Below are 26,694 nucleotides of genomic sequence, written 5' to 3' on the forward strand. Positions count from 1 at the left end.
GCCAACCGGGCGAAGACCACGACATCCCGTAGCGTTCTCGCGCATGGAGCTGCCGCGTGCGTGGCAACGGCCTGATCCGTTGCGTGGACTCGACAGGATTCCCTGGCACGAACTCTCCGACGGGCGTGGAAGTGCCGAGGGAGTCGACCGCTTGCTGCGCGCGCTCGTCGCCTCCGCGCGCGACGAGCGCGAACGCGCGCTGGTCTCGTTGTCGGACAGACTCCTGACCGACGACACGGTGTCCGAGGCCAGCGCCTACGCCGTGCCGTTCCTGGTCGAGCTCGGTGCCTCGTACAAGGTCGCGGCCCACGTCCGCGACCGCGTGGTCTTCCTGCTGGCCGCGCTCGCGTTGGCGGGCAAGGGCTTCACCGAGGACGGCAAGCGCACCCGCCGCCGCTGGAACTCCGCGGGCCGCGAGCTCCCGCGCACCGCGCCCGACTGGATCACCCAGACCCGGCACGCCGTGGCCGTCGGGGCACCCAAGATCTTCGAGGCGCTGGCGCAGGAACGCGTCGGGTGCGTGGTCGCGCTGGCGTGCGCGGTGGCCGACCGGTGCCCCGAGTACGTCGAGGCGCTGATGAGCGACATCGCCAACGAGTGCGACCAGACCGACACCATGCTGCGCGAGTCCGCCGACATCGCCCTGCACCTGCTGCAGAAGCAGGACACACCCGACCTGCTGGTGCGCGGGCTGGCTCAGGGGCACCCGGACGTGCTGCGGGAGTACGAGACCAACGCCCGGCCCGCTCACCAGCCTCGCGAGATCACCGTCGCCCAGATCGGCTACCGGTTCGCCCTCATCTCCGCGTACGGCGACGAGGAACTCGAGATGCCGTCGGGGCCACCCTGACGAAGGTGGCCCCGGCGGGCACAGCAGCTAGGCGATGACCGCCTCGGACTGCATCGACTCCTCGGACTGCATGTCCTCGACCGCGAGAGCGGGCTCCAGCGGGCCGAGGCCCGTGCCCCACTCCTGGTCGGCCAGCGCGAAGGCGGCGACGGTGAGCGACACGACCGGGCGTCCGATCTCGACGGTCTCCCGGTGCAGGTCGAGCTCCAGCCGCCCGCCGATGGGCGACGGGCTCAGCCGCAGCGTGGCGTGCGACGGCTCATCGCCGTGCGCGAACCGGCAGTTCCACCCGTTGAACACGACGCGCCGCTCGACCTGCTCGGTCGGCTGGATCGCGCGCACGTTGGCGCCGACGGACCCGGCGCGCACGTGGTCGGCGGACTGCAGCAGCAGGTCCTCGAACTCCATGGACGTGATGCCGAGATCCCAGCCCGCCACCAGGGCGACCTGGACCAGCGCGAGCGGGAGCTGCGGCTGGGCGTCCTCGAAGCACACCATCGCGCCGCCGTAGCGGGTGTTGATCTCGGTCGGCAGGAAGCCGTCCTCGGTGGCGATGCCGTCGAGCGTGAACGTGCCGCGGTAGTCGACCGTCTCGCGCAGCCGCTCGCCGACGCGGCGGGCCAGGTTGCGCATCTCGTCGCGGATCCAGACGGGCGGGTCGTAGTACGACGCGCAGCCCGCGTAGAGGAACCGGGCCGAGTTCTGGCGGCGCGGCACGACCATCTCGATCGGACGGAGCACCGCGGTGCCGTCCGGGAAGACGACGCCGTGCACGCTGACCGGGATGCCTTCCAGGAACGGCATCACGCGGACCTGCTCGCACTTCGGCTCGAGCACGGCGAAGGCGTCGCGCGCCTCCTCCGGCGAGCGCACCCGGCGGACGAAGTTCGCGCCGCCGTTGATCGCGGGGCCGTCGCCGGACCACACGACGCCAGCGCCGCGGTCGAGCAGCTCGGAGGCCGCCCACAGGTGCTCGAAGTCGAGGTCGAACACCATCGCGGGCGCGCGCGGGGCGGACAGCTCGTCCCACAGCGCGTCGATGGTGGTCTTGTTCTCCAGCTCGACCCAGTCGGCGCGGCGGTGGTTGAGCACCGGCCTGCCCTGGAACGACGGGATCTCGTTGTACGGCGTGCTGATCACGACCGCTTCGCTGTCCGGGTCGAAGTCGCGCAGGATCGCGCGCACCTCGGGCGCCGGCTTGCTCAGCAGCTTGCCCAGCCTGCGCTGCTCGATCGCGACGAACCCGCCCTTGATGCCCAGCGACACCCAGCGGGCGATGTCGGAATCATGCAGCGGCGCGTGATCATCGGTATCGAGCACGAGGGTATGGCGAGCGCCGAGCGCATGGAGTTCATGCGCGCGCTTCGCCAACCGCGTACCGCCGGCCAGCACGACCAGCCGATCTCCGAACAACCTGCCGAGGCGCTCGTTGAGCGCTGCGAGAACATGATTCATCGCCGAGAACCCGCTTTGTGAGAAGCGATGGATGTGTCCGGCGAGCGCCGGGTGACGCGTAGCGTAGATGCACCCGGTATGTGCGGCGAAGCACGGTCCGGCAACGGCCGGATGAAGGTTGTTGCGAGCCGGTCGATCTTCGGCTTGTCGGGCCCCGGCGAGGGGTTCGGTGCGGCGCCTACTGGCGCGCGGCGTCCCTCAGAACCTGGTCGACCCTGCTGAGGAACGAGCGAGGAGTCGTGACGGCGGGCGCGGGCAGCTCGGGGAGCTGAACCTCAGGCGCGGGCGCGGCACCGACGATGTCTGCGACGTTGCGGAGGAACTCCTGACGCTTGTACTCGTGCACGGCGTGGTCGTGCAGGAGGCCTGCGATGCTTGTGTGCACAGCGCGGTGGGGGTAACTCACTCGTGTGTTATCGGCGTAGTTCCCGTCCACCTTTAGGGTCAACTTGTGCGAGTTCTCGTGACGGGCGCCACTGGGTACGTCGGCCGAGCAGTCGTCCCTGAGCTGCGGTTTCGCGGCTGGGACGTGATCTGCCCTGCTCAGCGGCTGCACGAGCCCTTCGACGCGACCGGTGTCGACGCGGTGGTCCACCTGGCCGCACTCGGCAACGTGCGGGAGTCGTTCCAGCAGCCGCTGCGCTACTACGAGGTCAACGTCGGGGGCACGCTGAACCTGCTCTCCGCGCTCGACGGGCACCGGGTCGTGCTGGCGTCGACGGCGGGTGTTTACGGTGCGCCCCTTGATCAACCGATCACCGAGGACTGCCCGCGCGCACCCTCGTCGCCCTACGCCGCGTCGAAGGCGGCGGCCGAGGACCTGCTCGCCTGGACGGCTGCTTCCGGCCGGATCGGGGGGACGGTGCTGCGGCTCTTCAACGCGGCCGGTGGAGGCGACACGGACACCAGTCGGGTGATCACCCGACTGGTGGGTGCGGCCGCCGGGGAGGTCCCCGGATTCGAGGTGTTCGGCGACGGGTCGGCAGTGCGGGACTTCGTGCACGTGCGCGACATCGCGAGCGCCGTGGCGATCGCGCTGGAGAACTGCGAGGTGGGCGAGTCGGCCGTCTACAACGTCGGCGCGTGCGCGGCGTCCGTCAACGACGTCCTGGCGGCCGTGGAGCGCGTCACCGGGCGGGCGGTGGACGTCACGCGGCGGCCCGCGCACCCCGGCGAGGTGCGCGAGCTGCGCGCGGACACGTCACGGCTGCGCGCGCTCGGCTGGAAGCCGGAGCACTCGACGCTGGACGAGATCGTCAGCGACCAGTGGCTCGCTTCGGCACCGGGATCCGGTCGAGGTCGCTAGCGACGACGACGTCGCCGTCGAACACCGCCTTGGCCTCCGCGTAGAACTCCTTGGGGTCGTCGTAGCGCTGGGAGAAGTGGGTCAGCACGAGCGTGCGCACCCGGCTCTCCTGCGCGACGCGCGCCGCCTGCTTCGCCGTGAGGTGGCCGTGGTCGCCCGCGAGCTGCACGTCCCGGTCGAGGTAGGTCGACTCGATCACGAGCAGGTCGGCGTGGTCGGCGAGCTCGTAGACGCCGTCGCACAGCCGCGTGTCCATGACGAACGCGAACTTCTGCCCCGGCCTCGGCTCGCTGACCTCCTCCAGCGTCACGCCGTCCAGCACGCCGTCGCGTTGCAGGACCGACACCTGCCTGCCGGAGATGCCGCGCGCCTTGAGCTCATCCGGGAGGATGCGCCTGCCGTCCGGTTCGACGAGCCGGTAGCCGAAGCTCTCGATGCCGTGGTCGAGCCGGTGCGCCTCGAGCGTGCCGAACCTGCCGGTCGCGATCACGCCGCTGCTCTCGACGGGCTCCTCCTTGATGTCCACCGCGTCGTAGAACGCGCTGGCGTAGCGGAGGCGTTCGAAGAAGTGGCTGCCGGACTTCGGGAAGTGCGCGTGGACGGTGTGCTGGACCTTGTCCAGGCTCAGCCGCTGCACGATGCCGGGCACGCCGAGGCAGTGGTCGCCGTGGAAGTGCGTGATGCACAGCCGGGTGATGTCGCTCGCGGCCGCGCCGCTGCGCAGGAGCTGGCGCTGCGACCCGTCACCGGGGTCGAACAAGAAGCCCTCGCCGTCCCAGCGCAGCAGGTAGCCGTTGTGGTTGCGGCTGCGCGTCGGCACCTGGCTCGAGGTGCCGAGGACGATCAGTTCCCGGACTGTCACTCTTGAACGTTAACGTCTGGCCCATGGAGAGCGTGCGGTTGGCGGGTTCGTGGCCGGTGGAGAACGCGGCGGCGGCCGTGGTGTCCTCGTCGGGCTCGGTCTTGGGGTCGTTCGGCGACCAGTCGCGGGTGTTCCGGCTCGCATCGGTGACGAAGCTGCTCACCTCGTACGCGGTGCTCGTCGCCGTCGAGGAGGGCGCCGTCGAGTGGGACCAGCCGGCCGGCCCGCCCGGATCGACCCTGCGCCACCTCATCTCGCACACGTCCGGGCTCGCGTTCGACTCGTCGTCGGTCCAGGCCGAGCCGGGCACCCGGCGGATCTACTCCAACGCCGGGTTCGAGGTGATGGCGTCGTTCGTCGAGTCGGCGTGCGAGATCAAGTTCGCCTCCTACCTCGACGAGGCCGTGTTCCAGCCGCTCGGGATGACGTCGACGCGGCTGGAGGGCAGCCCCGCGGCCGGAGCGGTGTCGTCGGTGGCGGACCTGGCGCTGTTCGCGGCCGAGCTGCAGGCACCGCGGCTCGTGTCCGCCGAGCTGGTGCTGGAAGCGTCCTCCGTCGTTCTTCCAGGGCTCTCCGGTGTGCTGCCGGGGTACGGGCACCAGCGGCCGAACGACTGGGGGCTGGGGTTCGAGATTCGATCGTCGAAGTCGCCGCACTGGACCGGGACCGGCAACTCGCCCCGGACGTTCGGCCACTTCGGGCAGACCGGGACGTTCCTGTGGGTGGATCCGGAGGCGGGGGTGGCGTGCGTGGCGTTGACCGACCGGGCGTTCGGCCCGTGGGCCGTCTCCGCGTGGACCCCGTTTTCCGACGCCGTGCTGGAGGAACTTCGTGCGTGAGACCACTGTCACCGACCTGTTGGCCAACTACGGCCACTTCACGTCCATGCAGGTCCGCGACCTGCGCGTGCGCGGGCTGTCGTTGCACTGGGAGCGGTTGAGGTCCGCAACGCAGGAGTTGTACGGCGTCCCGCTGCCGGACGATCTGCCCGCGCGTGTGCTGGCGGCGCTGGGCGCACGCCGGGACGCGACCGTGCGGATCACCGTGGTGGGCGTGGAGCCGACGCTCGTCGTGTCGCTGCGCGACCCGAACCCCGGCCGCGGGGCGCGGCGGCTGCTGAGCGTCGACTACGTGCGGCCGGTGCCGCACATCAAGCACGTCGGCACGTTCGCACAGACCCACTTCGGCAACGTGGCCGTTCAGGCGGGTTTCGACGACGCGCTGCTGGTGGCGCCGGACGGGCTGGTCACCGAGACGACGATCGCGAACGTCGGTTTCTTCGACGGGTCGGACGTGGTGTGGCCGTCGGCTCCTCAACTGCACGGCACGACGATGCAGCTGCTGGAGTCCTTGGTGCCGTCACGGCGCCAGGAAGTGCGGCTGGCGGACGTCGGCTCGTTCTCCGGCGCTTTCGTGACGAATTCGGCCGGCGTTTCGCCGGTGACCGCGATCAACGGGCACGAGTTCGCGGTCGACGAGCACCAGGTGAAAGCACTCGTCGACGCGTACGAATCGGTTCCGTGGGACTCGATCGGCTAGATGAAGTCCCAGGTGACCTTGATCCGACCTTTGGCGCGCGGCGCGAGCTTGTCGAACGCAGCCGGCGACAGGTCGATGTCACCCGACAAGCACGTCACGCACAGGGTGGCGACCGTGGCGGTCGTCGTGGCGCCGTTTTCCCCGGTGACCTGGATCTCGTCACCGCCGTGAGCACCACCGAGGAACTGCAGCAACGACACCCCGGCCACCAGATCGGCGTCCGCGTGCGTTTCACCGCACACTCCCAAGCCGGGGAAGTAGACCCAGGCGCTGCCGTTGAACAATGCCCGAGATTAGACATGCCGTTGAGATCAAAACAACCCGTGAATTTTGTGAGACTCACTCAACATTTCGCTCGGCGAGCTGAATGGCGAGCGCGCGGAGGACTTCCTTGACATCCACGTCTGGGCAGTCGTTCTCGTAGGCCTGCACGACACCGCGGAACGCGAACATGAACCCGGCGGTGAACCAGGCGAACTGCGAGAGCACCTGATCGAGTGCCTGCTTCACGACCTCTTCGGTGCCCGGCGCGGGCGGTTCGCCGAGCGCGACCTCGTAGCTGAACACGCCCTGCTGCAGAACCTTGAGGGCGGCGCGCAGGTCGTCTCCCGCCTCAGCCGCCTCGTGGTCGTACGTGAGCATCAGTACGCCGAGCGCCCGCTGCATGATCTCCACCTTGTCCACGGGGAGATCCTGGCCGCCGAGTGCGCCGCAGTCCAGCCGGGTCGTACGGAAACAAATAAATCCTGCATGGCCGAGTACGCATAAATGGATTCACACGTCCGGGTGACGGAACAGTTGTTGAAACTCCCTTGCGCGCGACTACCACATAGTGGGCGCGTCTCATTCCACGTCGCGGAGCGTATATCTCAATTGGATGTTATCAATCCGTTTCAGCCAGTTCAGCGATCGACGTGACCTGCGGATTCACCAGAGGATTGCCTTGTCGTTGTCAGACAATTCCCCTCCCTGGAGTTAGTTGTGCGTAACACCGTCGCCCGCATCGCCAAGCCCGCCGTCATCGCCCTCGCAGGCGCGGCCGCGATGCTCTCCGTCGGCACCCAGGCGTCCGCCGCGGAGACCCACGAGGCGCCCCGAGTGCCCGGCGAGGTCCTCGACGCGGTCGGTCAGGTGCCCGGCAAGATCGCTGCCGTGCCCGTGAACGTCGCCAAGGTCCCGCTGGCCGCCGCCAGCACCGTCGCCGAGGTCGCCACCAACGCCCCGGTCGCGGGCTCCGTCGTCGCCGGCGCCCCCGTCGTCGGCGCGATGGCCGAGAACCACGAGTCGATCGGCGAGGCCGTCGGCCGCGTCCCCGGCAAGGTCGTCGATGTCCCCCTGGCCGTGGCCAACGTGCCGCTCACGGCCGCGGGCGTCGTGGCCGGCAACCTCCCGGTCGGCCACTGAACGGCGGGACGGGGGCGGCAACGGAGCGCCGCCCCCGTTCAGCCCCCGTCACCGGCACGTGCTTCGGGGACGTGCCCGGCACGCGGGCGCCCCGCTCCATTCGTCAGGAAACATGACCCAACCCCCTGTTAGTTCGACCCTCACCAGTTGTCTAACAGGGGGTGAGTTGTCTGGCTTCGGTGTTCAGCGCTGAACAAACAACGCCGTACAACCGGTCAGAGCCAGCGTTGGGCGGGCGGCGCCTCGAGCGCCCCGCCGAGCGCGCCGAACTCGGCGACGTCCTCCTTCGGCCCCATCTGCCGGATCACGAAGAGCCTGCCGTTCGCGAACCGGATGAGCTGGCCGGTGACGTCAGCTGACTCGTCGCTCAGCAGGTGGGTCACGAGCGGTGCGACTTTTCCGGAGGGTCGCCGCCCGGCCCCATCCGCGTGACGGCGACGGGGCAGATGGCGTTGACCCGAATTCCTCGACTCTTCAGTTCGACGGCCCAGCCGACCGTCATCGAGGCGACCGCGCCTTTCGACGCGGAATAGGCCGTGACACCCGGCTGCCCCACCATGGAAACAGAGCCGAGGTTGACCATCGAGCTGCCGGGCCGCATCACTTTCGCGGCATTGATGGCGCAGTGGAACGTGCCGAGGACGTTCACCTCGATCAGTTCTTTCAACCGCGCGGGATCTTCGTCCGCGAGCGGCGACTCGTGCCGGAGCCCGGGGTTGTTGACGAGCCCGTCGACCTTCCCGAACGCCGCGAGGCAGTCCTCGATGACGGCCGCCGCCTGCTCCGGCGCCGCGACAGATCTCACGCTGGCCGAGGCGCGGCCGCCGAACCCCCTGATCCCTGCGGCCACCGCCTCGGCCAGCTCCCCCTCGACGTCGTTGACCACCACGGCGGCCCCCTCACGGGCCGCGTGCTCGGCGAACGCCCGGCCCAGCCCCTGCGCTGCGCCGGTGACCACCACGGCCTTCCCGTCGAGTCTCCCCACACCTCGAGTGTGGGGAGCGGACCGACTACGCGCCGCCCCTCGGACGACAAGAGGTTGCGGATCATCGGTAAGCGGTTTCCAGCTGACCCGCCAACGTGACCCGTCGCGCTATAGGTGAGCCCCCTGCCGGTCTTCCGGCAGGGGGCTCACTACCTCGGTCGATCAGCCGAGGACGGTCTCGCAGCTGACGAAGGTCGGGCCACCCGTGCAGGTGTCGGTGTTCGCGCCGCCGTTGACCGTGTTGGTGTGAGCGCCACCCTCGAGGTTGTCGTCACCGTTCTCGCCCAGCAGGGTGTCGTTGCCGTTGAAGCCGCGCATGTGGTCGTTGCCGTCGCCACCGCGCATGGTGTCGTTGCCGGAGTCGCCCCACATGTAGTCGTTGCCCTGCTGGCCGTCCATCTCGTCGTTCTTCGAACCGCCGTACATGTCGTCGTCGCCGCCACCGCCGACGATGAAGTTGCCGGACGTGTTGTCGGCGATCGTGCGGTGACCACCGAACAGGGTGTCGTTGCCCTGGTTGCCGTAGACCCGGTCGAAGTCGCTGCCGCCCTCGACGACGTCGTTGCCGTTCTGGCCGGCGAGCAGGTCGTCGCCCGTGCCGCCCAGGATGAGCATCGGGATCCACACGCTGTGCACGCGAGCGTCGACGATGTCGTCGCCACCGGCGGTGTAGATGCTGATCGACGCGATGCCCGCGCCCCCGCACCGCACGACGGTCTTGTCGTGGCCCGGCATCCAGGAGCAGCCGTTGCCCGGCGCGAGGTCGACGATGTCGTCGAACCAGTAGAAGCCGGCGTCCTGGGTCACCTCGAGGTTGTTGTTGGCGCCACCGCTCGCGATGTACGCGATCTGGTTGCCGGAAGTGCTGACCGTTGCACCGGCCGCGGCATGAGCCGTGCCGACGCTGACCAGGGCAGCCGCGGAGACGACGGTCGCGACAGCGCCGGCCTTCAGAGCGGCAACTCGCAGGTTCTTCAACATAAGACGGTCTATCCCCTCGCTGAGGCGCAAGGCCTCACTTTGATTTCCGCACACCCTCTGTGCGTCGAAACCAATTCGAGTGGGCCTCACCACACGCCCGCCACACCACATCCACAGTGGACGAAACTTCTGTGTTCCTTGCGCCATAAGGCCTATGCGCCTCGCGCACATGCAGAAACCTAACTCGCGGTTGACGAATCGTCGTCCGCCGAGTGCTTGCTCTCCAGGTACCTCCGGCGCCTCTCTTCGTACCTCTGGTGCTGGGCTTCCTCCCATTCGTCGATGGTGGCGTAGTGGGTACCGGTGTACCGCCGTTCGAGGTACGCGACGAACGCGAGGCGGTCCGCGTCATCGATGAGCACGAGCCTGTGTTCGGCGCGGGACCGCTCACCCAGGTCCAGCAGGTAGCCACCGCCGGGCTGGGGAACGCACCGGATCAGGCCACCACGTCCTGGGTGGCCGGCGTTCGTGTGCGCGCTCTTGACGTACAGGTGGAACCAGTCCTGGTCTTCCCACTCGCGGATGTAGTCCACCCACTCGCGGAACCGCTGCTCCTGCCACCACACATCCATGCTGGCGAACTTGTCGCCGCAGTACTGACGCTCGAGGTAGGTCACGAACGCGACGCGTTCCGCGTCGTCGGCGAGGACCCACTCTTCACCGAGCTCCAAGCCGCCCGCGGCCGCGATCTGGTAAGCCCGGTAGATGGCCATGTGACCCTGAGTGCGCTCGAGTTGGTCGGCGCAGGCACGTAAATCCACGCGCGCAGCCTAGACCTGGCCGTTGAATGTTCCAGGTCTGCAGATCGGTCCTATGCCTGCGTGAAAAACGGTGAATGAGACCCAAAAAGAGACTAGAGGCCCGGTACCAAGCGGTACCGGGCCTCTGAGCAGCGCGCTCGGCAGGATTCGAACCTGCAACCTTCTGATCCGTAGGAAGCTGCCGATGCGCTGACCAGGCGTTCTGCTGGCTCGACCATCGGTGCAGAGGGTGCACGAGTTGCCCTCGTTGGCATGTCGTTGCGGTCAGGACTGCGGTCGGGTTTGGGCTGCCCACACCTCCGGCATCACCCCGACCCGAAGCCGATCTCGCGGTCAGTGGTGGCGGGTCAAGGCACGCTTTCCCGCCTTGACGCGACGCCGCTGGCCGTGACTGATCATGGCGGGTCGGGGTGAAGCCACCCCAGTGAAACGGTTGGTAGTGAACCGCGATAGCAGGGACATGCCCATCTGGTTATCCGCTGTGATCCCTGCCTTCGCTGCCCTCGCTGGTGCCTCCATCGGCTTCTTTGCATCCGTGCTCGGACATCAGATGACACTGCGAGCTGCCGTGAAGCGCGACGAGCGCAGCTCTGCAAGCCGCCTGCGTGATGAGCGTAAAGAAGCGGTACTCCGCTACCTCTCGCAGGCTCGGGAGTTGGAACGGCTTGCCGAGCGCCGTTGGCACGGTGACAAGATCGACGATGACTACTGCTCAGAGCAGACGAGCCAGATGTGGTACGCCGATGCCGAGCTGCTCGTCTTGTGTTCGCGTGACGTGCACGATCGTGCTCTCGCCTTAACCGAGATGATCACAGATCTCGCTTGGAATCGACGTGATGAACAACCCTGGACGGTGCTGGCACCCGTTAAGCACCGGGCCCTGCTGGCCGCCAGGAGAGAACTCGGCCTGGCTGCCCCGGCCAGCTCATGATGTAAGGACAACTCATTGGCCGTTGGCGCGGAGCGTCAGCGGGCGTCGATCGCCCGTGCCAGCTCAGTCCGCGGTGACCACGGTGCGATCGCCACGGCCTTGCAGGCCGGAACCAGTTCGGTTCTGCGCGCCGTCGTCGGCGGCGCTGTCCGAGGCGGCTGTGCCGCGCCGCCCGGCCGACAGGCGGAGCGAAGCGGGAGCCTGGCGTGCCGGGATGGATGTGGACACGGTGCCAAGGCGACGGGCACAGCGCGCCGCCGACGGCGGCGCGCCTTGATCCCATAGAGCTAGGTTCGGCAACGGATTGAAACGCATCCGGCTACCGGACCGATGTCCCATCCACACGGCGACGTCATGCTGTCGGGTGCTAGAAGCGAGCTGAAGGACGGACTACTTTCGATCGGACCGGAGAGGGGGCGACATGCGGGATTCACCATGGGCGATCAGCAGGTTCGATGAGGCGTTGCTCGAACTGCTGGGCCAGGGTCAGAAGCACCTGTCGCTGGCGGACGCGGTCGATGCTATCGGTATTGAATCAGGCGAGCAGATCAATGTCGAAACCATCCTCGCCGAATCGAACAGCCCACTGGAGTCACTTCTCCCTCGCGCGCTTTCAGGTACCGAAAAAGACCGACGCGGAGTGCAGCACTTAGAAATCGTTGACAACCGCGGAAGTTTTGTAATTTCTGCCTGGCCAACGGCCCACAGAGGCGTCTTCCATCTGGCAGCAACCACGCCTTTTACCGATCCTCGGTGGCAGAAGGTTGAGCGCTGGATCGGACGCGCCAATCCCGAGGTTGTCCCATGCTTCCTAAACCATGCCGACTTCATCGACATCGGTAGGGCCCTGAGCGAAATTGGCGACGCAGAAGTCAGCCGCCTTACGGCACGCAACCTAGTCGATCAATCGTCCCTTGGCCGCAGTTGGAAAAGTAGGTCTGACGGCCTACGTCTCTCCCCTCTCGAAGCCATCGCCGAAGTTGAAGCCAACCATGCATCCGTACGCACAATGACAATGCGGGTCGGTCAACTTCTTTCGCTGCACCTTCGTAGGCTTGCAGGAGCAACGTTTTATTCGGGCAACTTCACCGCCTTCGATGATGTCGTACTGTCTCGTCTTGCCAAGGCTGGCGCGACGCGCAGAAGCCTCATGGCAAACCGGCACAGACGAGTGGGAAAGCCAGTCGGAACGCCAATATCAGTGAAGCTTCCAGGCGCTTTCCTTGGCACAGAAATCGACACGTCCGAAGTTCTTGAAACTTTGGAAGAACTCAGTCAGGTCAGCGTTGCAGTTCTACACCGAAACCCCTATCTGCATGTAGTCGTAACCGACTACTCAGATGGATCAAACTTCGATCTGTTTGTCACCGACGCAGATTCGATCGATATCTACCCAGGTTTTCGAGCAAGCCGCGGATCTTTGACTCGACTTAGCCAGCGACTTGGCGAAAGGTTCCTCGCAACAGATATCTCCGATGCGGCCGAAGACGACGAGGTCTCTCTCGACGACCTAGTGGCAAGCAGGTAGCCACGTGGCGGCGAAGGACGAAAAGACCGCGAATTGTGAGAGAAAGCTACTCGAAGACTTCGCCACCTACGATCAGCACGTTGATGTCGTGTCAGCCTTCGAATGGATGTTTACCGACCCAAACGTTAAGTCGTTGCCGTCGACGGTAAAACATTTCGAACGCTTCCCCAAGATTAAAGTTTCAAATACGTTGACGCTTACCCCAGATTTTACCGTGCTTTTTGCAGACAATACGGCAATTGTTGGCGAGATAGCCAAGTTTGCAACGCATGAGAACAGTGTAGATAAGCTTTGCAAGCAACTCGCGAACTACGACACACTACCAGGAATCCCGGCTGGGGCCGGGAAGCTAGCAAAGGCTTCTCATGCCGACGTAATGCAGATCGTCAGTATGAGGTTAGGCCCACAAGCCGTTCAGCGCATCATCATTGATAGACTAAGGAATCCCGACCACCCATACAAGCCTTCACACGCTCCTGTCATAGTTCAGTACGCGCGCGAAGACCAGACCTACATGTTCCAGAGGGTACTCCGTAAGGAGAATGGCAGCCTTCATTGCAATGAACGTCAGCCAAACATTGGCGACTACCTTGACGAGGGCCTTAATATCTCCGCATCACGGTTCGTGAAGATAAAGTCCGCACGTGCGCTGATCAATGACCAAGCAGATCGCCTGTACTTGGCCACACATCTATGGGCAAAGACATGGCCTACGGCTTACGGCGTCGGCACTAGTGACATCTCGATCAACCCTGCCGACACAGCAGTTCTTCTCCGTAAACACCACGGCGTCGGCACCGCTAACGATGTTAGACGCGCGTTGGAGTTGCTCGAAAGCGCAGGACTCGCAGCCAAGGAACCTGAGGGTAGGTGGCTGATCTCTCGAAAGTTACTTGGACGAAGCGGAAAAAGAGAGGTCCATTCGATCATAGCCCGCCGGGCATGCCAGCCTGATGCGCCGAAGACGGTATCTGCAAAGCGGCGCAGAAGCCGGCATACAACCCTAGGGCAGGGCAGCTTGTTCGAATTGCCATTCGAGCCCGAGCCCGAGCCCGAGCCTATTCTCGAACTGCCATCAAAACCGATTTTGGCAATAGAAGGACCGTCACGGGAGGCTAGCGAGTAGTAGCGCGATGCTCGTTACAATGGCAATCGGAGACCGGTTGGCGAACAACTCGATCTTGCCGGGTTTGTTGGCGTACCCAATCACCAGCACACCGGAATCATGGGCGGCCTGAATGTCAGTCAGCGAGTCGCCCACGAGGGTACATTCCGCCGCAGCAATCCCCAGAGCATCGCTCGCCTGACGAAGTAGGAATGTACTCGGCTTCAATAGTGAGGGGTCAGGCTCAGTGCGCGCAGATACGTAACTGACGTGGGGAGCCAATCCGTGAAGGTGAAGGTATTCCTCAACCGCGGCAGCACTGTTGTTGCTGACGATGGCCAGTTTCCGACCGTCAGAATGCCATGCACGGACGAGATCATGAGCACCGAAAGTGGGCTCAGCAGTCGCAATCGCCTCGACTTCATGAGCTCGCAATGCGGCCTCTACGTAGCGCGCTTCCTCACTGCCCAGAGTGGACGCGAAGGTTAAGATATCGAACGGATCATCGGTCTTCTGAACTGCGAAGGGAAGATCATGGCATGCACCCTCTGCGAGAACTTCGCGAAGTTGTTCAGCTACGACAGGGGCGGGAAAACCTGCGAAAACTGAACAGATAGGACCGTCAAAGTCCAGCAGAAGCGTTTTCGTGTCGGCCAAGATGCGATGAATTATCGAAGGATCGTCCACCGACACGCGGCTGCTCGTCACCGCTGGTACTCCGTTGAGACCGTGCTCCACATGGAGTCGAACCACATGCGGGCTTGCTCGACGTACTGACTGCCAGTGCTGGTGTCGTCGTCGGTGACGCTGTGGTGGAAGAGGATGGCTTCCTTGCCCACCAGGTCGTAGATCGGCTTGGGCTCTCCGTCGAAGCGGATCACGTGCTCACGAACCGGGTAGAAGCCGAAGAAGGCTTCCTCGTTGTTGAGCAGGTAGAGCTTGAACAGCGGTGCTGCCCTGTGAACCTTGATCTCCGCGGAGACGTCCTTCACCAGGCCTAGGTCTCCGAGCTCCTGAACGTTGTCGATGATCGAGAGGGTGTGGCGGCGCATGATCTCGTCCATGCGCTTGCGGAAACCTGGGCTGTCCTGCAAGTCATCGACCTGGCAGGGAATCGACCACGGCTGAGATGTGTCCGGGACGAGCATCCGAATGTTGATCGAGGCGGGTGTCAGCCGGCCGATTCGGATCTTGTCCAGCGGCTCCTGCATGACACCTTGAAGTGTCTCGCCAGAGAAGCCTGCGAAGTCGATCGACACGTGCTCGGCGTCGAAGGCGCGCTCGATGTGCGGACGCAGGCCGACCGGGCGCTCGGTGCGCTCGCGGACGAAGACGCCGCTGCCCTGTCGGGAGACGATCAGGCCTTCGTCGCGCAGTTCGCGCAGGGCGTTTTGCACGGTCATCGGTGCGACTTCGTACTTCTTCGCCAGCTCGGCGCGTGAGGGGAGCTTGTCCCCCGCCTTGAAGACCTTGGTCAGGATGGCGGCCCGCAGAGCGTTCGCCACCTGCACATACGGCGGTCGCGGGTCATCCGGGTCCAGCGCCATTGCCTGCCTCCTCTGGTGTCTCGCGACTTGCGACTCGCGGTAAGGCACGAGTCGCAAGTCAGGTTACCCAGTGTTGTCTAGCCCGCCTAGTGAGCTAGCTCGATTGAACTTGCCTCGCCAGCCGCTTGACTTGTCTAGCCAACCTGGCTTACCTTCTACTTGGCTAGCCCGGCTAGCGAAGTTGCGGAGGTTGTCATGGCTGTTCCGTACGGCACGCGCTTCAACGCCGTGTTTGACCAGGTGTTTCCCATGGGTGCGCTGATGGTCGGTGAGGTCGCCCCGGACATGGAGTACATGAGCCAGGAGGACAAGGCCCGCGGTAAGCAGGCCAAGCAGAAGATCGACGAACGTTCGGGCAAGCGGCAGTGGAAGGTCGTCGTCACGGACCCGTCTGCCGAGAAGGAACGGGACGCCTCCGTCACGATCACCGTGCTGGCGGACGTCCAGCCTGTTCCACCGCAGGCCGTGCAGGTCATGCCCGGTGTCGAAGTGCGGCCGGTCGCGTTCGAAGGGCTGACTGTCGAGCCGCGCGTCATGGGGGACCGGTTCAAGTACCAGGGCTTCATCGTCCGGGCCATGGCCATCAGCTCGCCGCAGGTCGGCACGCCGCCGAAGCGCGAGAGCAAGCCTGCGGGTCAGCAGGGTCAGAACGAGCAGAAGCCGGCGGCCTGAGGGTGGCGCGGCCGTCGCGTGAGGCGGTCGCTCGCTGGAACACCGCGTATGCGGAGCAGACAGCAGCGTTGTTCGCCGCGTCCAGCACGGGCGATCAGCAGGCGCTGCTCCGGCTCGCTCTTGGCTACTCGGCCGTGGCGCAGGCGTGGCGGATCTTGGCCGCTGATCTGGCGGTGCCTTTGTGGGCTCGCCATGCCTGCTCCATCGCTGCGGAGGAGTTCGAGCGGCGCGCGCGGTTGGAGCTCTCCCGAACTGAGGACGAGGAACAGTGATGCTCAAGCTGATGGTGTCGCCGGGGCCGAACGCCAAGGCGGAGGTCGTGCCCTGGCCCGCGGTGACCTACGCGTACTGCCTGCGGCTCCATCTCGATCCTTCGATGATCGTTATCCACATGCCGGAAGGGCCTGACGCGCAGAAGGAGATGGCCGCTTTCCTGCGGTCGCTGGCCAATGAGGCCGGACTTCTCGCTCTGGTGCTCGATCCGCGTCCGGAGAACCTGCCCGGTCAACGGGAGGCGTGACGAAGCTACGGCTGCTGGCGCGGTTCAGGTACGCGATGGGCTGGACCGCGGTGCATCCGATGACTCGTCGCGTGCGGATGGAGTGGCGGAACTGCACACGCTGCCTGGGCGGCGGCTGGTTCCGCAGCAACGAGAAACGGCCGCTGTGCTCCTGGTGCAAGGCGCTGAATCGGCGGCTCGGCCAAGGCTGATCGACAACTGAAGAAACCGTGTTGGTGTGTCGCGCGGGAAACAGTCCAAGTCTTGGCGGGCTCGACTGTTCCCCGGCGACTTACACCGACTCGAACGACCCTGAAATCGTTGGGACACAAGGAGATTCGAGTCATGCAGAGCGTATCCGCTCTCCGGGGGAGCGCGTCAACTCGACGCTATCCGCCAGGTGGTTGGAAGTTGCGCAATGGCCGCAAGTGCCAGCGCTGCAAGCGGTTCGGCGTGTTCGCGCCTGGACAGATCAGGTGCTGCGCCTGCCTCGGGTGGTTGTCGCTGATCTTCGTCAACGTCGTGGTCATCAACTGCGGCGGTGAGCGATGAACGCAGCAGAGAAGCAGGAGCTCTTCGCCAGGGTGGTTGCCAGCAAGCAGGCGGTGAGGACGTACGCCGTTCTTCTCGATGACGGGCAGCTCGTCAGTCTCGAACTGTCGGAAGCACAGGTCGAAGGCTTCGAGTGCATGACCTGCAAGACGTTGTGCACCTCCGGTCTCGGTGCGTTCCGGCCGGCCGGGCGCGTCCTCAACGTGGGCACCGTCTTCCAGTGCGTTGCTTGCACGGGCGGTGCGCGATGAGCGGAACCAAGTGGGTCGATCCTGCACCGTTCGAAGGTGCCCGTCCGCGGTTTCCCTGGTGGGTGTGGCTGCCCAACTGGGCGAAGGTCGCGGCGGCTCCGTTCGTCCTGCTGTGGCTGCTGGCACGGCTGGCCGTACGTCTGGTCCTCGTCGTGGTCCGCTACCCCGTCTCAACGCTTCTGCCGCTCAGCGGCTACGTGTTCTACCTCCACTTCGGCCTGTCGCCACTGGTGCTGGCGCTGCTGGCTCTCACGGCTGCGTTGGTGCTCTGGTGCGGCCTCGACCGGACATCGTTCCTCCGGCTCGGGTGGCACCGACTGCTGACCGAATGGCGGCGGGCAACGGTGTACGTACCGCAGTGGCGGACGGTCATGCGGCTCGCTGACCTCGCCAAGGAGAACCGGGGCAAGGAGTACCGCCCGAAACTGCGTCGCGTCCGGTCCGAGGGTTGGCGGGACAAGGTGCGGGTCCGCATGATCCCCGCCCAGTCCCCGGAGCAGTGGGAAGCGCGGAGGGACAACCTGGCGCACTCCTTCAACTCGAAGTCATGCCGGGTGCGGGTGCTCAAGCCTCGGGTTCTCGAACTCGACTTCATCCACTCAGACCCGCTGACACGTCCTGTGGCCGTTCCGCAGCTGTCGGACTCGACTGAGGTTGACCTCAAGAAGGTGGTCGTCGGCCGAACCGAGACCGGAAAGCCTTGGCGGCTGCGTCTCCTCGGCTCACAGGTTCTTGTCGTCGGTGTGCCTGGCGCGGGCAAGGGCTCGGTGCTGTGGTCGATCGTCTGGCAGCTGGCACCCGCTATCCGTGCTGGCCTCGTCCGGCTCGTCGGCATCGATCCCAAGGGCGGCATGGAGCTGGGCCAGTGCCCGGACGCCTTCGACAAGGTCGTCTACGACAACGGGGCGGACGCCGTCGAACTGCTCGAGGAAATCGCGGCGGAGGTCAAGGAGCGGGCCTCGCGATACCGGGGCATCCGTCGACTGTGGGCACGCTCGACCGGTGAGCCGTTCACCGTCCTGGTGGTCGACGAGCTGGCAGACCTCGTCGCGTACCAGCAGGACAAGCAACTGCGCGAACGTGCCACCCGCGCAATCCAGACGATCACCTCGCAGGGACGGGCACCCGGCTACGCCGTCGTCGGCCTGGTGCAGGACCCGCGCAAGGAGGTCGTGAGCTTCCGGCACCTGTTCACCACCCGTGTTGCCCTGCGCCTCGACGAACCGCAGCAGGTCGACATGGTGCTGGGCGACGGCGTACGGCAGCGGGGCGCGGCTGCTCACGAGATCAGCGAGAACACACCCGGTGTCGCCTGGCTCAAGGAGGACGGGCAACGGGAACCGGAGCGAGCAAGGGCCTTCCATGTCACGGACGCGGACCTGGTTGAGCTCGGTCTGTTCTTCGCCAAGGCCACAGTCCATGACCTCCCCGGTCGACCTGGCGGCAACGAAGGGAGCGCGGCGGCATGAACGCAGCCATCCCCACTCTCCCCGCCGATGTTGGAGCACAGACCCGCGCGGAACGGATGAGACAGCCCGCGGCTATCGACGTCGCCAAGGCTGCTGCTGAGCAGCACGGAGTCTGCGTCCGGCCGTTCACGATGGAGGTCGAGGATCACGAGACCTTCGAGATCCGCTACGTCGCGGTGCCGTGCGGCTCGACGGTCGAGAGCGTGTGCGCACCCTGCGCCAAGAAGGCCAAGGCGTTGCGGATGACCCAGTGCCGTGAGGGCTGGCACATGGAGGTCGAGCCGGACTTCACGCCGGAACCTCCGACCAAAGACCAGACAGAGCTGCTGACATACCGAGCTGACCTGATGAAGGCGTACCAGGAGGAGGGCAACTCTCCAGAAGCCGACGAGCTGCGAGAAGAGATCCACAGCGTCGACGCGGAACTTCGGCAACTCGGCGTTCGTGGTCGGCTGCCCTCGCCGGACGACCCCGGCAAGCGGCCGGTGAAGCGCTCGACGAAGCGTCGGCAGGATGCGCCGGAACTTCCTCGGCGGCGGGTGGAGAAGCGGACGATCGGGCGGGAGTTCGCCGGCGCGTTCCGGCCGTCGATGTTCGTGACGCTCACGCTCGACACCTACGGGCGGGTGCACGAGGACGGCACGCCCGTTGATCCGGACCGCTACGACTATCGCCGTGCCGCTCGGGACGCGGTGCACTTCGCGTCGCTGGTCGACCGGTGGTGGCAGAACCTGCGGCGGGCAGTCGGGTGGGACGCCCAGTACTTCGCCACGGTCGAGCCCCAGAAACGGGCTGCTCCGCACCTGCACGCGGCGATCCGCGGTTCGATCCCGCACGACGTGATCAGGCTGGTCACGGCGGCTACCTACCACCAGGTGTGGTGGCCCAACCACGACGAGCGGATCTACTTCGGCAACGAGCTGCCGGTCTGGGACGGCAAGGCGGAAGCGTTCGTCGACCCGGACACCGGCAAGGCCTTGTCCACTTGGGATGACGCCGAGGTCGAGGAACCGGCGCACGTCGTCACCTTCGGCCGCCAGGTGCACTCCAAGGGCATCCTCGGCGGCTCGGAGGAGTCCGGGCGGCACATCGGCTACCTGACCAAGTACCTCACGAAGTCCATAGGTGAGGTGATCGAGCAAGACACCGACCGGCAGCGCAGGCACGCGGACCGGCTGGCAGACGAGCTCGCCGTCACCCCGTGCTCGGAGCGGTGCCCGGTGTGGCTGCTCTACGGCGTCCAGCCTCGCGGGGCCAACTCGCGGATGACTGCGGGGCGCTGCAAGGGAAGGGCGCATCGGCGGACCACGCTCGGGCTGCCTGGACGGCGGGTGCTCGTCTCGCGGAAGTGGTCGGGCAAGACGCTGGCCGATCACCGGGCGGACCGGAAGCGGTTCGTCGTCCAGGCGCTTGCTGCGGTCGGCATCGAGAAGCCGGTGAAGGACACGTCGCGGCTGGTCTGGCACAAGGTCCGGCCTGGTGACCCGAACGTGCCTCCGAGGGCGCACCTGCTCATGCATGCCATCGCCCAGCGGGTCACGTGGAGAGCCGAATACGACCGCGCGATGCTCGCGGCCGGCTGCTCTCCCCCAGACCCGATTGTTTCGGCAACTCCGCTCGCGGCTTGATCAATGGGGGATTCGATGTCTGACAGGAACCAGCTTCTACCAGTGCAAACAGTCGCAGACCTGCTCTCGGTCAGCCGGTGGACCGTCTACCGCCTGATCTGGGACGGCTATCTGCATTCGGTTCAGGTGGGCCGTTGTCGACGTGTTCCGCAAGGCGCGTTGGACGCCTATCTCGGCGGACTGCTCGGGGAGGTGGCCTGATGGGTCGCAGGGCGAACGGCGAAGGGACGATCAAGCAGCGGAAGGACGGCCGGTACGAAGCGCAGGTCTTCGTCTGCACGCCTGAGGGCGAATGGAAGCGGAAGTGCGTCTACGGGAAGAGCTGGGAGGAGTGCAACGACAAGAAGATCGCGCTTCAGGACGCCAACCGGCGCGGTGTCCCAGTTGCTACGACCAAGCTCACCGTCGCGGAGTTCTTCGCCTACTGGGTGAAGGAGATCGCGGAGCCTTCGGTTCGTCGGACGACGTACAGCTCGTACGAGGGACTGACGCGGCTCTACATCGTTCCGGGCATAGGCAAGAAGAAGCTCAAGGAGCTGACGGCCCAGCACATCCGCACGTGGCTCAACACGGTGAGCAAGACGTGCCAATGCTGCGCGCAGGGCAAAGACGTGAAATGGGCGGAGAAGGAAGGACGAGAAGCACGCTGCTGCGCCAAGAAGCCCAAGGAGTGCTGCAACAAGGTCCCGTCTTCGGCAAGCGTGCGGTACCTGCTCCGGCTGCTGCGTGCAGCGCTTCAAGACGCAATCGAAGAAGACCTGCTCACCCGGAATGTCGCGACTTTGGTCAAGCTGCCCAACAACGGGAAGCGAAAGCACAGGGCGTGGACTGCGCAGGAAGCGAAGAAGTTCCTCGCGACGGCCAAGGAGCACCGCCTGTACGCGCTGTGGGCGGTGGGTCTGAGCATCGGCCTACGGCGTGGTGAAGCGCTCGGTCTGCGGTGGGACGACGTCGACCTGGCCGGCCAGAAGGTCACCATCGCGCAGGCACTGCACCGGGTCGACGGGAAGTTGAAGCTCGACGAGGTGAAGACCGACTCGTCGGCGGCGACGATCCCGCTACCCACTCCCCTGGTCGCCGTCCTCAAGCGACACAGGGCGGTGCAGGTGGGCGAACGGCTGGCAGCTGGCAAGCGTTGGCAGGACAGCGGTCTGGTCTTCACAACGCCCAAGGGCACACCGATCGAGCCGCGGAACATCAACCGCGCGTTCGAGGCGTTGTGCCACAAGGCGGGCGTCCGGGTCATCCGCGTCCATGACCTCCGACACTCGTGCGCGACGCTCCTCTTCGCCATGGGCGTCGATGCCGCGACGGTGCAACGGATCCTGCGGCACAGCTCGATCAGCGTCACCACGGGCACCTACATCGAGGTGATCGAGAGCGTGCAGCAAGAAGCGGTCAACAAGATGGGTGTGTTCTTCGACGAAGCAGCCGAGAAGTGAACTGCGGTCACAAATGCGGTCAGAGCCCCTGTGGAAACTTCTCCACAGGGGCTCTGAGCTGGCGCGCTCGGCAGGATTCGAACCTGCAACCTTCTGATCCGTAGTCAGATGCTCTATCCGTTGAGCTACGAGCGCATGTATTCAATTGTATCCGAGCCCGGAGGCTCGGCCTTGCGGAGGCTCCGGGATTTGAACCCGGGATGGGGGGTAACCCCAAACCGCATTAGCAGTGCGGCGCCATAGACCAGACTAGGCGAAGCCTCCCGGGGCCCTCGGCCACGACGCATAGATTACACAGGTCCTCAACCGAGAAGCAAAACGCCCCCCTCGTACCGGTGTTTGCCCAGCTCAGACCGGGCAAACACCGATCAAGGGACCCCGTTCAGGCGCTGTTCACGCACGAACGAGTGACGTAGATCATCCGCTGGCGATGTCGAGGAACGGTTGCAGGGCAGCGGGATTGCGCAGTGCGTCGATGGAGACGGCCCGTTCGGGGGCCACTCCGGCCAGGATCTTCTTGACCGGGACCTCGCACTTCTTGCCGTTCAGGGTGCGCGGGATCTCGGTGACGGCGACGAAGCGGTTGGGCACGTGGCGCGGGGACAGGTTCAGGCGGAGTTCCGCGCGCAGCACCGGTTCCACGTCGGAGAGAGCGACGCCTGGCGACAGGACGACGAAGCACAGGAGCTCGCCGTCGGACTGGCCCGCGCCGGACGTGTCGATCACGAGTGAGTCCTCGATGCCTTCCAGGCCTTCGACGACGCGGTAGAACTCGGACGTGCCCATGCGGACGCCGCCGCGGTTCAGCGTCGAGTCGCTGCGGCCGTAGATGACGGCTGAGCCGCGCGAGGTGATGCGGATCCAGTCGCCGTGGCGCCAGATGCCCGGATAGGTCTCGAAGTAGGCCTCACGGAGTCGTGAGCCGTCTTCGTCGCCCCAGAAGTACACCGGCATCGACGGCATGGGCGCCGTGATCACCAGCTCGCCGACCTGTTCGACGACAGCCGTTCCGGACTCGTCGAAAGCCTCGACGGCAGCGCCCAGGGCGCGGCAGGACAGTTCGCCCAGCCACACCGGGCGGTCCGGGGACGCGGCCACGAAAGCCGTGCAGAGGTCGGTTCCGCCGGACACCGAGGCGATCTGGACGTCCTTGCCCACGGCCGAGGCGATCCAGCGGAAGCCCTCCGGGGTGAGTGGCGCGCCGGTCGAGCCGACCACGCGCAGGCCCGTCAGGTCGTAGCGGGACGACGGGGTCAGGCCCTCCTTCAGACACGACTGGACGTACGGCGCGGAGGTGCCGAAGTAGGTGACGCGGTGCTGTTCGGCCAAGTGCCACAACACGTTCAGGTCCGGGTGGGCGGGGCTGCCGTCGAACAGGACGATCGTGGTGCCCACCAGGAGGCCGGAGACGAGGTAGTTCCACATCATCCAGCCGGTGGTGGTGAACCAGAAGAACCTGTCCCCCGGCCCGAGGTCGCTGTGCAGCGCCAGCATCTTCACGTGCTCCAGCACGATGCCGCCGTGGCCCTGGACGATGCCCTTGGGCAGGCCGGTGGTGCCGGACGAGTAGAGGATCCACAGCGGGTGGTCGAACGGGACGGGCGTGAAGTCCAGAGCCGAACCCGCGAACGACGACATCAGGGACGACCACGAGACGGTGTCGTCCAGAGCGGCGCCGTTGTCCAGGTAGTCGATCAGCACGGTGGCGCGCAGCGACGGGATCTGGGAGCGAATCTCCTCGACGACCGGGCGGGTGTCGAAGGACCGGCCGTTGTAGACGTAGCCGGACACCGCCACGAACACCGTCGGCGAGATCTGGGTGAAGCGGTCGGCCACCGCGCGGGCGCCGAAGTCCGGGGAGCAGGACGACCACGTGGCGCCGAGCGACGCGGCCGCCAGGAAGGCGATCAGCGCCTCCGGCGAGTTCGGTACCAGACCGACCACCCGGTCGCCTGAAGTGACGCCCAGGGACACGAGAGCGGCCCGGAACGCGGCGACGCGGGTGCGCAGGACGCCGAACGTCAGGTGCGCGGACAGGCCGTCCTCGCGGTGGAAGATCACCGCCAGGTCGTCGTCGGCGCCCTTGCGGAGTGCGTGCTCCGCGTAGTTGAGGGTCGCGCCGGGGAACCAGGTCGCGCCCGGCATGGCCGACGACGCCAGCACTCGGGACGGTGGCGCGTGGAACGCGATGTCGAAGTAGGCCGCGATCGCGTCCCAGAAGCCCTCGAGGTCGCTCACGGACCACTGCCAGAGGTCCTCGTAGGAGGCGAAGTCGTGGCCGCGCTCTTCGCGCAGCCACGACCGGAACGCGAGCATCCCGTTGTCCCTGGTGGGGTCCGGGCGCCAGAGCACTTCGACGTCGGTGTCGGTCATGCTCCAGTTTCTAGTTGGTGGACAACAGCTCGTCCACCGCACCGGTGAGTCGTGCCTGATCGGTGGGCGCCAGAACGAGCCAACCGTCCGCCTGCCGGACGAGGTAGCGGCCCTCGCGAGTGTCCAACCAGGACACCGTGCGGCCGGTCGGCCGCGCGTTGCCGTCGCGGTTGCGGGCCGTCAGGCCGAGCTGGCCGCCGCCTATGCGGTTCGTCACAGCGCGCATCAGCGTGTACGCCTCGGGCTCGCGGATGCCCGCGTAGCGCAGCACCTCCATGAAGCCCGGCACGCCTTCGCGCTCACCGGCCTCGCCCGCGCGGACGTAGTCGTCCCAGCGCACGTTCACGGCGCGCCCGTTGCCCGCCTGCAACGCCGGGAGCGACGCGACGGTGGCCGACGCGAGCGCGGTGGCGCGGAACGAGCGCAGGTGCACGTCGTCGCCGACGCGGGCCGCGAACGTGCCGCTCCAGCCCGCCGTGGCGAGGCCGCGGGCCATGTCCGTGCCCTTGAAGAACACGATCTCCAGTGCCTTCTCGAACTCGGCCAGGCCGCTGACCAGTGCGCGGAGGTCGGGATCCGGGCGGGTGATCGTGCCGAGGCCGCGCCGGTACAGCTCCTGCGAGGTCTCCTCGACCATGCGCTGACGCGCCGCTCGGGTGCGCCCGAAGTGGGGCGTGCCGAGCGGCACCTCGCGTTCTTCGCCGTGCACCGCCTGCCAGAGCAGGAAGAACTCGCGCGTGCTGAGCTTGAAGCCTCTGTCGGACTCGCTCATTGCCCGATCACCGGCGGAGCGGCCTTGCGGTCGAGCCCGAACACGTTGTCGTCCTCTTCGAGATAAGCGGCGTGCTTGTACTCGCGCTCGTCCTCGCGACCACCGGCCGCCGCGGGCGCGGCGCCCATCGGCGCGGCACCCATCTGGAGCGGGTTCTGGAACGCCTTGGTCTGGTTGACGTTGCCCGCGGCCGCCGCGGCACCCGCGCCGGCACCGGAACGCACCGACTCGGCGCTGCCCGCGACACCGGCCGCACCGCCCGAACTGGGCGCGCCCGCACCGCCACCGCCCGCACCACCCGCCGACGCGGCGGGAGGCATGAACGTGCGGCTGTAGCTGCCGCCACCACCGCCACCGCCCGTGGGCACGCGGCCGAAGCTGCCACCACGCGAGGACGACGTGCGCGTGTTGCTGGTCTGCCCGCCGGAACCCACCGGCACCGGCGCGCCGGTGGCCGACGTGCCGCCGTCCGGCGTGCCCGTCGTCTTCGGGACGGATGCTCCGCCGGGTCCGACGTTCTGGTTGACCGGATTGGTCGGCGGCGCGAGCTGCGGCACGGTCTGGTCGACCGCGATCGAGTTGCGCTGGAACGCGGCCATCACGTCGGCCGCCTGCCGGTGCGCGGCGTCGCTGGCGACCACCGTGTCGACGGTGCCGGACGCGATGACCGGGGCGTTGGCGAACGGGTTCGCCGGCGACTGCGCGGTGATGCCGCCGAACTGCGCCCCGGTGATGTCGTGCTGCATCATCAGGTCCTCGCGCACGGCCCACGCACCGATCGGCGTCGGGGTCGGCGGCGGCACGGGCACGGGAGGCGGCGCGGGAGCCGGGGGCGGCGGCATCGCGTTGATCGCGTCCGTCACGTTCTTGATCTCGGTGTCGATGGCCTTGGCGACGGAGCCCGCGTGCTCGGCGGTGTCCGACGCCCAGGTCGTCACCGACCGCAGACCGTCGCGCGCCTTCTCCGCGGACTCGCCTTCCCAGCCCTTGTCCGAGTTGTCGATGGCCGTGTTCAGCTTCGTCTGCACGTCGGCGAGAACGCTGCTGAGCTTGGCCCAGCCGTCCTTCACCTCGTGCGCGCTGCCGAGCTCGACGCCCTTGGTGAGCATGTCGTACAGCTGCTGGTGCGTGTACGTCATCCAGTCGACCGGCTCGTGGAGGTCCTTCGAGTCCGACTCGTCGTCGTGGCGCTTGTCTTCTTCCGAGTGCGGCTTCGTCATCAGCTCGCCCCGTTCCTCTTCATGTCCTGCGCCAGGTCCTCGTCGGCGTGCTGCGTCGTCGTGACCGCGTTCTTCACCGTGTCCTCGACGTCGTGCAGGATGTAGATCAACCTCTCCATCACGTACACGGCCGACGACTCGCTGCCGACGGAGATGTCCGTGAACTTGGCGCTGATCGCGTCGGCAACGGGGTTCGACCCGAACTTCAGCGGCGTCTCGAGCTTCGGCTTCGCCTCGTCGTAGAGGCTCTGCACCTGGTCGCGCGCGTCAGCGAGCGCCTTGATCAACGCTTCAGCCGATCCCTCGTCGAGCTGGAGCTTGCCCTTGCTGACCGCGGAGTCCATCGCGCTCACGGCCTTGTCGGCCATGTACACGTCGGAGTGCATGACCTTCAACGACTGGGTCGTCGCGGTCTCGCTGGTCACATTGGTCGTCGTCGCCGGTGTGGAACCCGGAATCTCCGTGCCTTCAGCCATCCCTACCCCCTGCACTGCACCTCGCCACAGCAGCACCAAGCGTTACCTCACGCCGCACCCATTAGATGTACCTGGGGCGCCGTTCG

33 protein-coding genes and 2 tRNA genes are annotated in these 26,694 nt (G+C 66.2%); 16 read left to right on the forward strand and 19 right to left on the reverse strand.

Annotation, left to right across the window (positions count from 1 at the left end; genetic code table 11):
• Nucleotides 1–43: 43 nt before the first annotated feature.
• On the forward strand, nt 44–850 hold the full coding sequence (locus tag FKR81_RS15210) for a hypothetical protein (RefSeq protein WP_146352364.1): 807 nt from the start codon (nt 44–46) through the stop codon (nt 848–850).
• Nucleotides 851–877: 27 nt separating this feature from the next.
• Here the strand turns inward: FKR81_RS15210 and FKR81_RS15215 are convergent, their stop codons facing one another.
• Nucleotides 878–2,170 (reverse strand): ATP-grasp domain-containing protein, encoded by a 1,293-nt coding sequence (locus FKR81_RS15215; protein ID WP_235921556.1) that lies wholly within the window; start codon nt 2,168–2,170, stop codon nt 878–880.
• Here FKR81_RS15215 and FKR81_RS44995 point away from each other — a divergent pair.
• Complete coding sequence (locus tag FKR81_RS44995; RefSeq protein ID WP_235921557.1) at nt 2,150–2,326, forward strand: hypothetical protein; 177 nt, start codon at nt 2,150–2,152, stop codon at nt 2,324–2,326. The two genes, FKR81_RS15215 and FKR81_RS44995, sit on opposite strands and share 21 nt — an antisense overlap.
• Nucleotides 2,327–2,483: 157 nt before the next feature.
• Here FKR81_RS44995 and FKR81_RS15220 read toward each other — a convergent pair whose 3' ends face one another.
• On the reverse strand, nt 2,484–2,690 hold the full coding sequence (locus FKR81_RS15220) for a hypothetical protein (protein ID WP_146352367.1): 207 nt from the start codon (nt 2,688–2,690) through the stop codon (nt 2,484–2,486).
• Nucleotides 2,691–2,756: 66 nt separating this feature from the next.
• Here FKR81_RS15220 and FKR81_RS15225 point away from each other — a divergent pair, with 66 nt between their 5' ends.
• Complete coding sequence (locus tag FKR81_RS15225; RefSeq protein ID WP_146352369.1) at nt 2,757–3,611, forward strand: NAD-dependent epimerase/dehydratase family protein; 855 nt, start codon at nt 2,757–2,759, stop codon at nt 3,609–3,611.
• On the opposite strand, the gene FKR81_RS15230 is transcribed toward FKR81_RS15225, so the two are convergent.
• Complete coding sequence (locus FKR81_RS15230) at nt 3,562–4,473, reverse strand: ribonuclease Z (protein ID WP_146352371.1); 912 nt, start codon at nt 4,471–4,473, stop codon at nt 3,562–3,564. The genes FKR81_RS15225 and FKR81_RS15230 overlap by 50 nt on opposite strands.
• Before the next feature lie 23 nt (nt 4,474–4,496).
• On the opposite strand from FKR81_RS15230, the gene FKR81_RS15235 reads away from it, so the two are divergent.
• Complete coding sequence (locus FKR81_RS15235; RefSeq protein WP_146352373.1) at nt 4,497–5,312, forward strand: serine hydrolase domain-containing protein; 816 nt, start codon at nt 4,497–4,499, stop codon at nt 5,310–5,312.
• A complete protein-coding gene (locus FKR81_RS15240) occupies nt 5,305–6,012 on the forward strand; it encodes an aminotransferase class IV (RefSeq protein WP_146352375.1) in 708 nt (235 codons plus the stop codon). Before FKR81_RS15235 ends, FKR81_RS15240 begins: the two co-directional genes overlap by 8 nt.
• Here FKR81_RS15240 and FKR81_RS15245 read toward each other — a convergent pair.
• Together FKR81_RS15245 and FKR81_RS15250 are read right to left on the reverse strand one after the other, a co-directional pair.
• Entirely contained in the window at nt 6,009–6,296 is a 288-nt protein-coding gene (locus tag FKR81_RS15245; protein ID WP_146352377.1) for an RlpA-like double-psi beta-barrel domain-containing protein, read from the reverse strand. The two genes, FKR81_RS15240 and FKR81_RS15245, sit on opposite strands and share 4 nt — an antisense overlap.
• Nucleotides 6,297–6,351: 55 nt before the next feature.
• On the reverse strand, nt 6,352–6,696 hold the full coding sequence (locus FKR81_RS15250) for a hypothetical protein (protein WP_146352379.1): 345 nt from the start codon (nt 6,694–6,696) through the stop codon (nt 6,352–6,354).
• A gap of 297 nt (nt 6,697–6,993) precedes the next feature.
• Between FKR81_RS15250 and FKR81_RS15255 the strand changes: the two genes are divergently transcribed.
• Entirely contained in the window at nt 6,994–7,416 is a 423-nt protein-coding gene (locus tag FKR81_RS15255; RefSeq protein WP_146352380.1) for a hypothetical protein, read from the forward strand.
• A 215-nt stretch (nt 7,417–7,631) separates the two neighbouring features.
• Here the strand turns inward: FKR81_RS15255 and FKR81_RS45000 are convergent, their stop codons facing one another.
• From FKR81_RS45000 to FKR81_RS15270, 4 genes are all read right to left on the reverse strand, one after another.
• Nucleotides 7,632–7,799 (reverse strand): hypothetical protein, encoded by a 168-nt coding sequence (locus tag FKR81_RS45000; protein WP_235921558.1) that lies wholly within the window; start codon nt 7,797–7,799, stop codon nt 7,632–7,634.
• Complete coding sequence (locus FKR81_RS15260) at nt 7,796–8,377, reverse strand: SDR family NAD(P)-dependent oxidoreductase (RefSeq protein ID WP_235921559.1); 582 nt, start codon at nt 8,375–8,377, stop codon at nt 7,796–7,798. Before FKR81_RS15260 ends, FKR81_RS45000 begins: the two co-directional genes overlap by 4 nt.
• Nucleotides 8,378–8,563: 186 nt before the next feature.
• Nucleotides 8,564–9,379, reverse strand: coding sequence for a calcium-binding protein (locus FKR81_RS15265; RefSeq protein WP_186762983.1), 816 nt, complete (start codon nt 9,377–9,379; stop codon nt 8,564–8,566).
• A gap of 182 nt (nt 9,380–9,561) precedes the next feature.
• The gene (locus FKR81_RS15270) at nt 9,562–10,095 is read right to left on the reverse strand and encodes a hypothetical protein (protein ID WP_146352384.1); all 534 of its coding nucleotides are present in this window, start codon (nt 10,093–10,095) and stop codon (nt 9,562–9,564) included.
• Between the two features lie 508 nt (nt 10,096–10,603).
• Here FKR81_RS15270 and FKR81_RS15275 point away from each other — a divergent pair.
• Nucleotides 10,604–11,074: a hypothetical protein gene (locus FKR81_RS15275; RefSeq protein WP_146352386.1), complete on the forward strand. Its 471-nt coding sequence runs from the start codon at nt 10,604–10,606 to the stop codon at nt 11,072–11,074.
• Nucleotides 11,075–11,137: 63 nt separating this feature from the next.
• Here the strand turns inward: FKR81_RS15275 and FKR81_RS43575 are convergent, their stop codons facing one another.
• The gene (locus FKR81_RS43575; RefSeq protein ID WP_186762984.1) at nt 11,138–11,302 is read right to left on the reverse strand and encodes a hypothetical protein; all 165 of its coding nucleotides are present in this window, start codon (nt 11,300–11,302) and stop codon (nt 11,138–11,140) included.
• A gap of 193 nt (nt 11,303–11,495) precedes the next feature.
• Here FKR81_RS43575 and FKR81_RS15280 point away from each other — a divergent pair, with 193 nt between their 5' ends.
• On the forward strand, nt 11,496–12,602 hold the full coding sequence (locus FKR81_RS15280; RefSeq protein ID WP_146352388.1) for a hypothetical protein: 1,107 nt from the start codon (nt 11,496–11,498) through the stop codon (nt 12,600–12,602).
• Between the two features lie 4 nt (nt 12,603–12,606).
• Nucleotides 12,607–13,728 (forward strand): eS19 family ribosomal protein, encoded by a 1,122-nt coding sequence (locus tag FKR81_RS15285; RefSeq protein WP_146352389.1) that lies wholly within the window; start codon nt 12,607–12,609, stop codon nt 13,726–13,728.
• Here FKR81_RS15285 and FKR81_RS15290 read toward each other — a convergent pair.
• Together FKR81_RS15290 and FKR81_RS15295 are read right to left on the reverse strand one after the other, a co-directional pair.
• On the reverse strand, nt 13,708–14,415 hold the full coding sequence (locus FKR81_RS15290) for an HAD family hydrolase (RefSeq protein ID WP_146352391.1): 708 nt from the start codon (nt 14,413–14,415) through the stop codon (nt 13,708–13,710). The two genes, FKR81_RS15285 and FKR81_RS15290, sit on opposite strands and share 21 nt — an antisense overlap.
• Entirely contained in the window at nt 14,412–15,254 is an 843-nt protein-coding gene (locus FKR81_RS15295; RefSeq protein WP_186762985.1) for a GntR family transcriptional regulator, read from the reverse strand. Before FKR81_RS15295 ends, FKR81_RS15290 begins: the two co-directional genes overlap by 4 nt.
• 195 nt (nt 15,255–15,449) lie before the next feature.
• Between FKR81_RS15295 and FKR81_RS15300 the strand changes: the two genes are divergently transcribed.
• The 3 genes from FKR81_RS15300 to FKR81_RS15310 are packed head-to-tail and all read left to right on the forward strand — an operon-like array spanning nt 15,450 to nt 16,446.
• Nucleotides 15,450–15,926 carry a hypothetical protein gene (locus tag FKR81_RS15300; protein ID WP_146352393.1) on the forward strand — a complete coding sequence of 159 codons (477 nt, stop codon included), beginning with the start codon at nt 15,450–15,452 and terminating at the stop codon, nt 15,924–15,926.
• Between the two features lie 2 nt (nt 15,927–15,928).
• Nucleotides 15,929–16,198, forward strand: coding sequence for a hypothetical protein (locus FKR81_RS15305; protein WP_146352395.1), 270 nt, complete (start codon nt 15,929–15,931; stop codon nt 16,196–16,198).
• The gene (locus FKR81_RS15310) at nt 16,198–16,446 is read left to right on the forward strand and encodes a hypothetical protein (protein WP_146352397.1); all 249 of its coding nucleotides are present in this window, start codon (nt 16,198–16,200) and stop codon (nt 16,444–16,446) included. The genes FKR81_RS15305 and FKR81_RS15310 overlap by 1 nt, the downstream gene beginning before the upstream one ends.
• A 368-nt stretch (nt 16,447–16,814) precedes the next feature.
• On the opposite strand, the gene FKR81_RS15320 is transcribed toward FKR81_RS15310, so the two are convergent.
• Nucleotides 16,815–17,255, reverse strand: a complete 441-nt coding sequence (locus tag FKR81_RS15320; protein WP_146352401.1) for a hypothetical protein — start codon at nt 17,253–17,255, stop codon at nt 16,815–16,817.
• Between FKR81_RS15320 and FKR81_RS15325 the strand changes: the two genes are divergently transcribed.
• From FKR81_RS15325 to FKR81_RS15340, 4 genes are read left to right on the forward strand one after another with little or no spacing between them, the layout of a single operon-like run.
• Nucleotides 17,225–18,697 carry an FtsK/SpoIIIE domain-containing protein gene (locus FKR81_RS15325; RefSeq protein WP_146352403.1) on the forward strand — a complete coding sequence of 491 codons (1,473 nt, stop codon included), beginning with the start codon at nt 17,225–17,227 and terminating at the stop codon, nt 18,695–18,697. The genes FKR81_RS15320 and FKR81_RS15325 overlap by 31 nt on opposite strands.
• The gene (locus FKR81_RS15330; RefSeq protein ID WP_146352405.1) at nt 18,694–20,325 is read left to right on the forward strand and encodes a replication initiator; all 1,632 of its coding nucleotides are present in this window, start codon (nt 18,694–18,696) and stop codon (nt 20,323–20,325) included. Before FKR81_RS15325 ends, FKR81_RS15330 begins: the two co-directional genes overlap by 4 nt.
• Before the next feature lie 42 nt (nt 20,326–20,367).
• Complete coding sequence (locus FKR81_RS15335) at nt 20,368–20,526, forward strand: helix-turn-helix domain-containing protein (protein WP_235921560.1); 159 nt, start codon at nt 20,368–20,370, stop codon at nt 20,524–20,526.
• Nucleotides 20,526–21,767, forward strand: a complete 1,242-nt coding sequence (locus FKR81_RS15340; protein ID WP_146352409.1) for a tyrosine-type recombinase/integrase — start codon at nt 20,526–20,528, stop codon at nt 21,765–21,767. Before FKR81_RS15335 ends, FKR81_RS15340 begins: the two co-directional genes overlap by 1 nt.
• Nucleotides 21,768–21,826: 59 nt before the next feature.
• On the opposite strand, the gene FKR81_RS15345 is transcribed toward FKR81_RS15340, so the two are convergent.
• From FKR81_RS15345 to FKR81_RS15370, 6 genes are all read right to left on the reverse strand, one after another.
• Nucleotides 21,827–21,902, reverse strand: a tRNA-Arg gene (locus FKR81_RS15345).
• Nucleotides 21,903–21,941: 39 nt separating this feature from the next.
• Nucleotides 21,942–22,031 (reverse strand) — tRNA-Ser (locus tag FKR81_RS15350).
• A 153-nt stretch (nt 22,032–22,184) separates the two neighbouring features.
• The gene (locus FKR81_RS15355; protein WP_146352411.1) at nt 22,185–24,140 is read right to left on the reverse strand and encodes an acetoacetate--CoA ligase; all 1,956 of its coding nucleotides are present in this window, start codon (nt 24,138–24,140) and stop codon (nt 22,185–22,187) included.
• A 10-nt stretch (nt 24,141–24,150) separates the two neighbouring features.
• Nucleotides 24,151–24,912, reverse strand: coding sequence for an ESX secretion-associated protein EspG (locus FKR81_RS15360; protein WP_146352413.1), 762 nt, complete (start codon nt 24,910–24,912; stop codon nt 24,151–24,153).
• Nucleotides 24,909–26,132, reverse strand: coding sequence for a PPE domain-containing protein (locus FKR81_RS15365; protein ID WP_146352415.1), 1,224 nt, complete (start codon nt 26,130–26,132; stop codon nt 24,909–24,911). Before FKR81_RS15365 ends, FKR81_RS15360 begins: the two co-directional genes overlap by 4 nt.
• A complete protein-coding gene (locus FKR81_RS15370) occupies nt 26,132–26,608 on the reverse strand; it encodes a hypothetical protein (RefSeq protein WP_146352417.1) in 477 nt (158 codons plus the stop codon). The genes FKR81_RS15365 and FKR81_RS15370 overlap by 1 nt, the downstream gene beginning before the upstream one ends.
• Nucleotides 26,609–26,694: the final 86 nt, after the last annotated feature.

It is taken from the genome of Lentzea tibetensis, assembly GCF_007845675.1.
GTDB lineage: Bacteria > Actinomycetota > Actinomycetes > Mycobacteriales > Pseudonocardiaceae > Lentzea > Lentzea tibetensis.

Coding starts and splice junctions, on each gene's coding strand:
- FKR81_RS15210 (WP_146352364.1), top strand. CDS start 44: ATGGAGCTGCCGCGTGCGTGGCAACGGCCTGATCCGTTGCGTGGACTC.
- FKR81_RS15235 (WP_146352373.1), top strand. CDS start 4,497: ATGGAGAGCGTGCGGTTGGCGGGTTCGTGGCCGGTGGAGAACGCGGCG.
- FKR81_RS15270 (WP_146352384.1), bottom strand. CDS start 10,095: ATGGCCATCTACCGGGCTTACCAGATCGCGGCCGCGGGCGGCTTGGAG.
- FKR81_RS15275 (WP_146352386.1), top strand. CDS start 10,604: ATGCCCATCTGGTTATCCGCTGTGATCCCTGCCTTCGCTGCCCTCGCT.
- FKR81_RS15280 (WP_146352388.1), top strand. CDS start 11,496: ATGCGGGATTCACCATGGGCGATCAGCAGGTTCGATGAGGCGTTGCTC.
- FKR81_RS15295 (WP_186762985.1), bottom strand. CDS start 15,254: ATGGCGCTGGACCCGGATGACCCGCGACCGCCGTATGTGCAGGTGGCG.
- FKR81_RS15300 (WP_146352393.1), top strand. CDS start 15,450: ATGGCTGTTCCGTACGGCACGCGCTTCAACGCCGTGTTTGACCAGGTG.
- FKR81_RS15310 (WP_146352397.1), top strand. CDS start 16,198: ATGCTCAAGCTGATGGTGTCGCCGGGGCCGAACGCCAAGGCGGAGGTC.
- FKR81_RS15325 (WP_146352403.1), top strand. CDS start 17,225: ATGAGCGGAACCAAGTGGGTCGATCCTGCACCGTTCGAAGGTGCCCGT.
- FKR81_RS15330 (WP_146352405.1), top strand. CDS start 18,694: ATGAACGCAGCCATCCCCACTCTCCCCGCCGATGTTGGAGCACAGACC.
- FKR81_RS15340 (WP_146352409.1), top strand. CDS start 20,526: ATGGGTCGCAGGGCGAACGGCGAAGGGACGATCAAGCAGCGGAAGGAC.
- FKR81_RS15355 (WP_146352411.1), bottom strand. CDS start 24,140: ATGACCGACACCGACGTCGAAGTGCTCTGGCGCCCGGACCCCACCAGG.
- FKR81_RS15360 (WP_146352413.1), bottom strand. CDS start 24,912: ATGAGCGAGTCCGACAGAGGCTTCAAGCTCAGCACGCGCGAGTTCTTC.
- FKR81_RS15365 (WP_146352415.1), bottom strand. CDS start 26,132: ATGACGAAGCCGCACTCGGAAGAAGACAAGCGCCACGACGACGAGTCG.
- FKR81_RS15370 (WP_146352417.1), bottom strand. CDS start 26,608: ATGGCTGAAGGCACGGAGATTCCGGGTTCCACACCGGCGACGACGACC.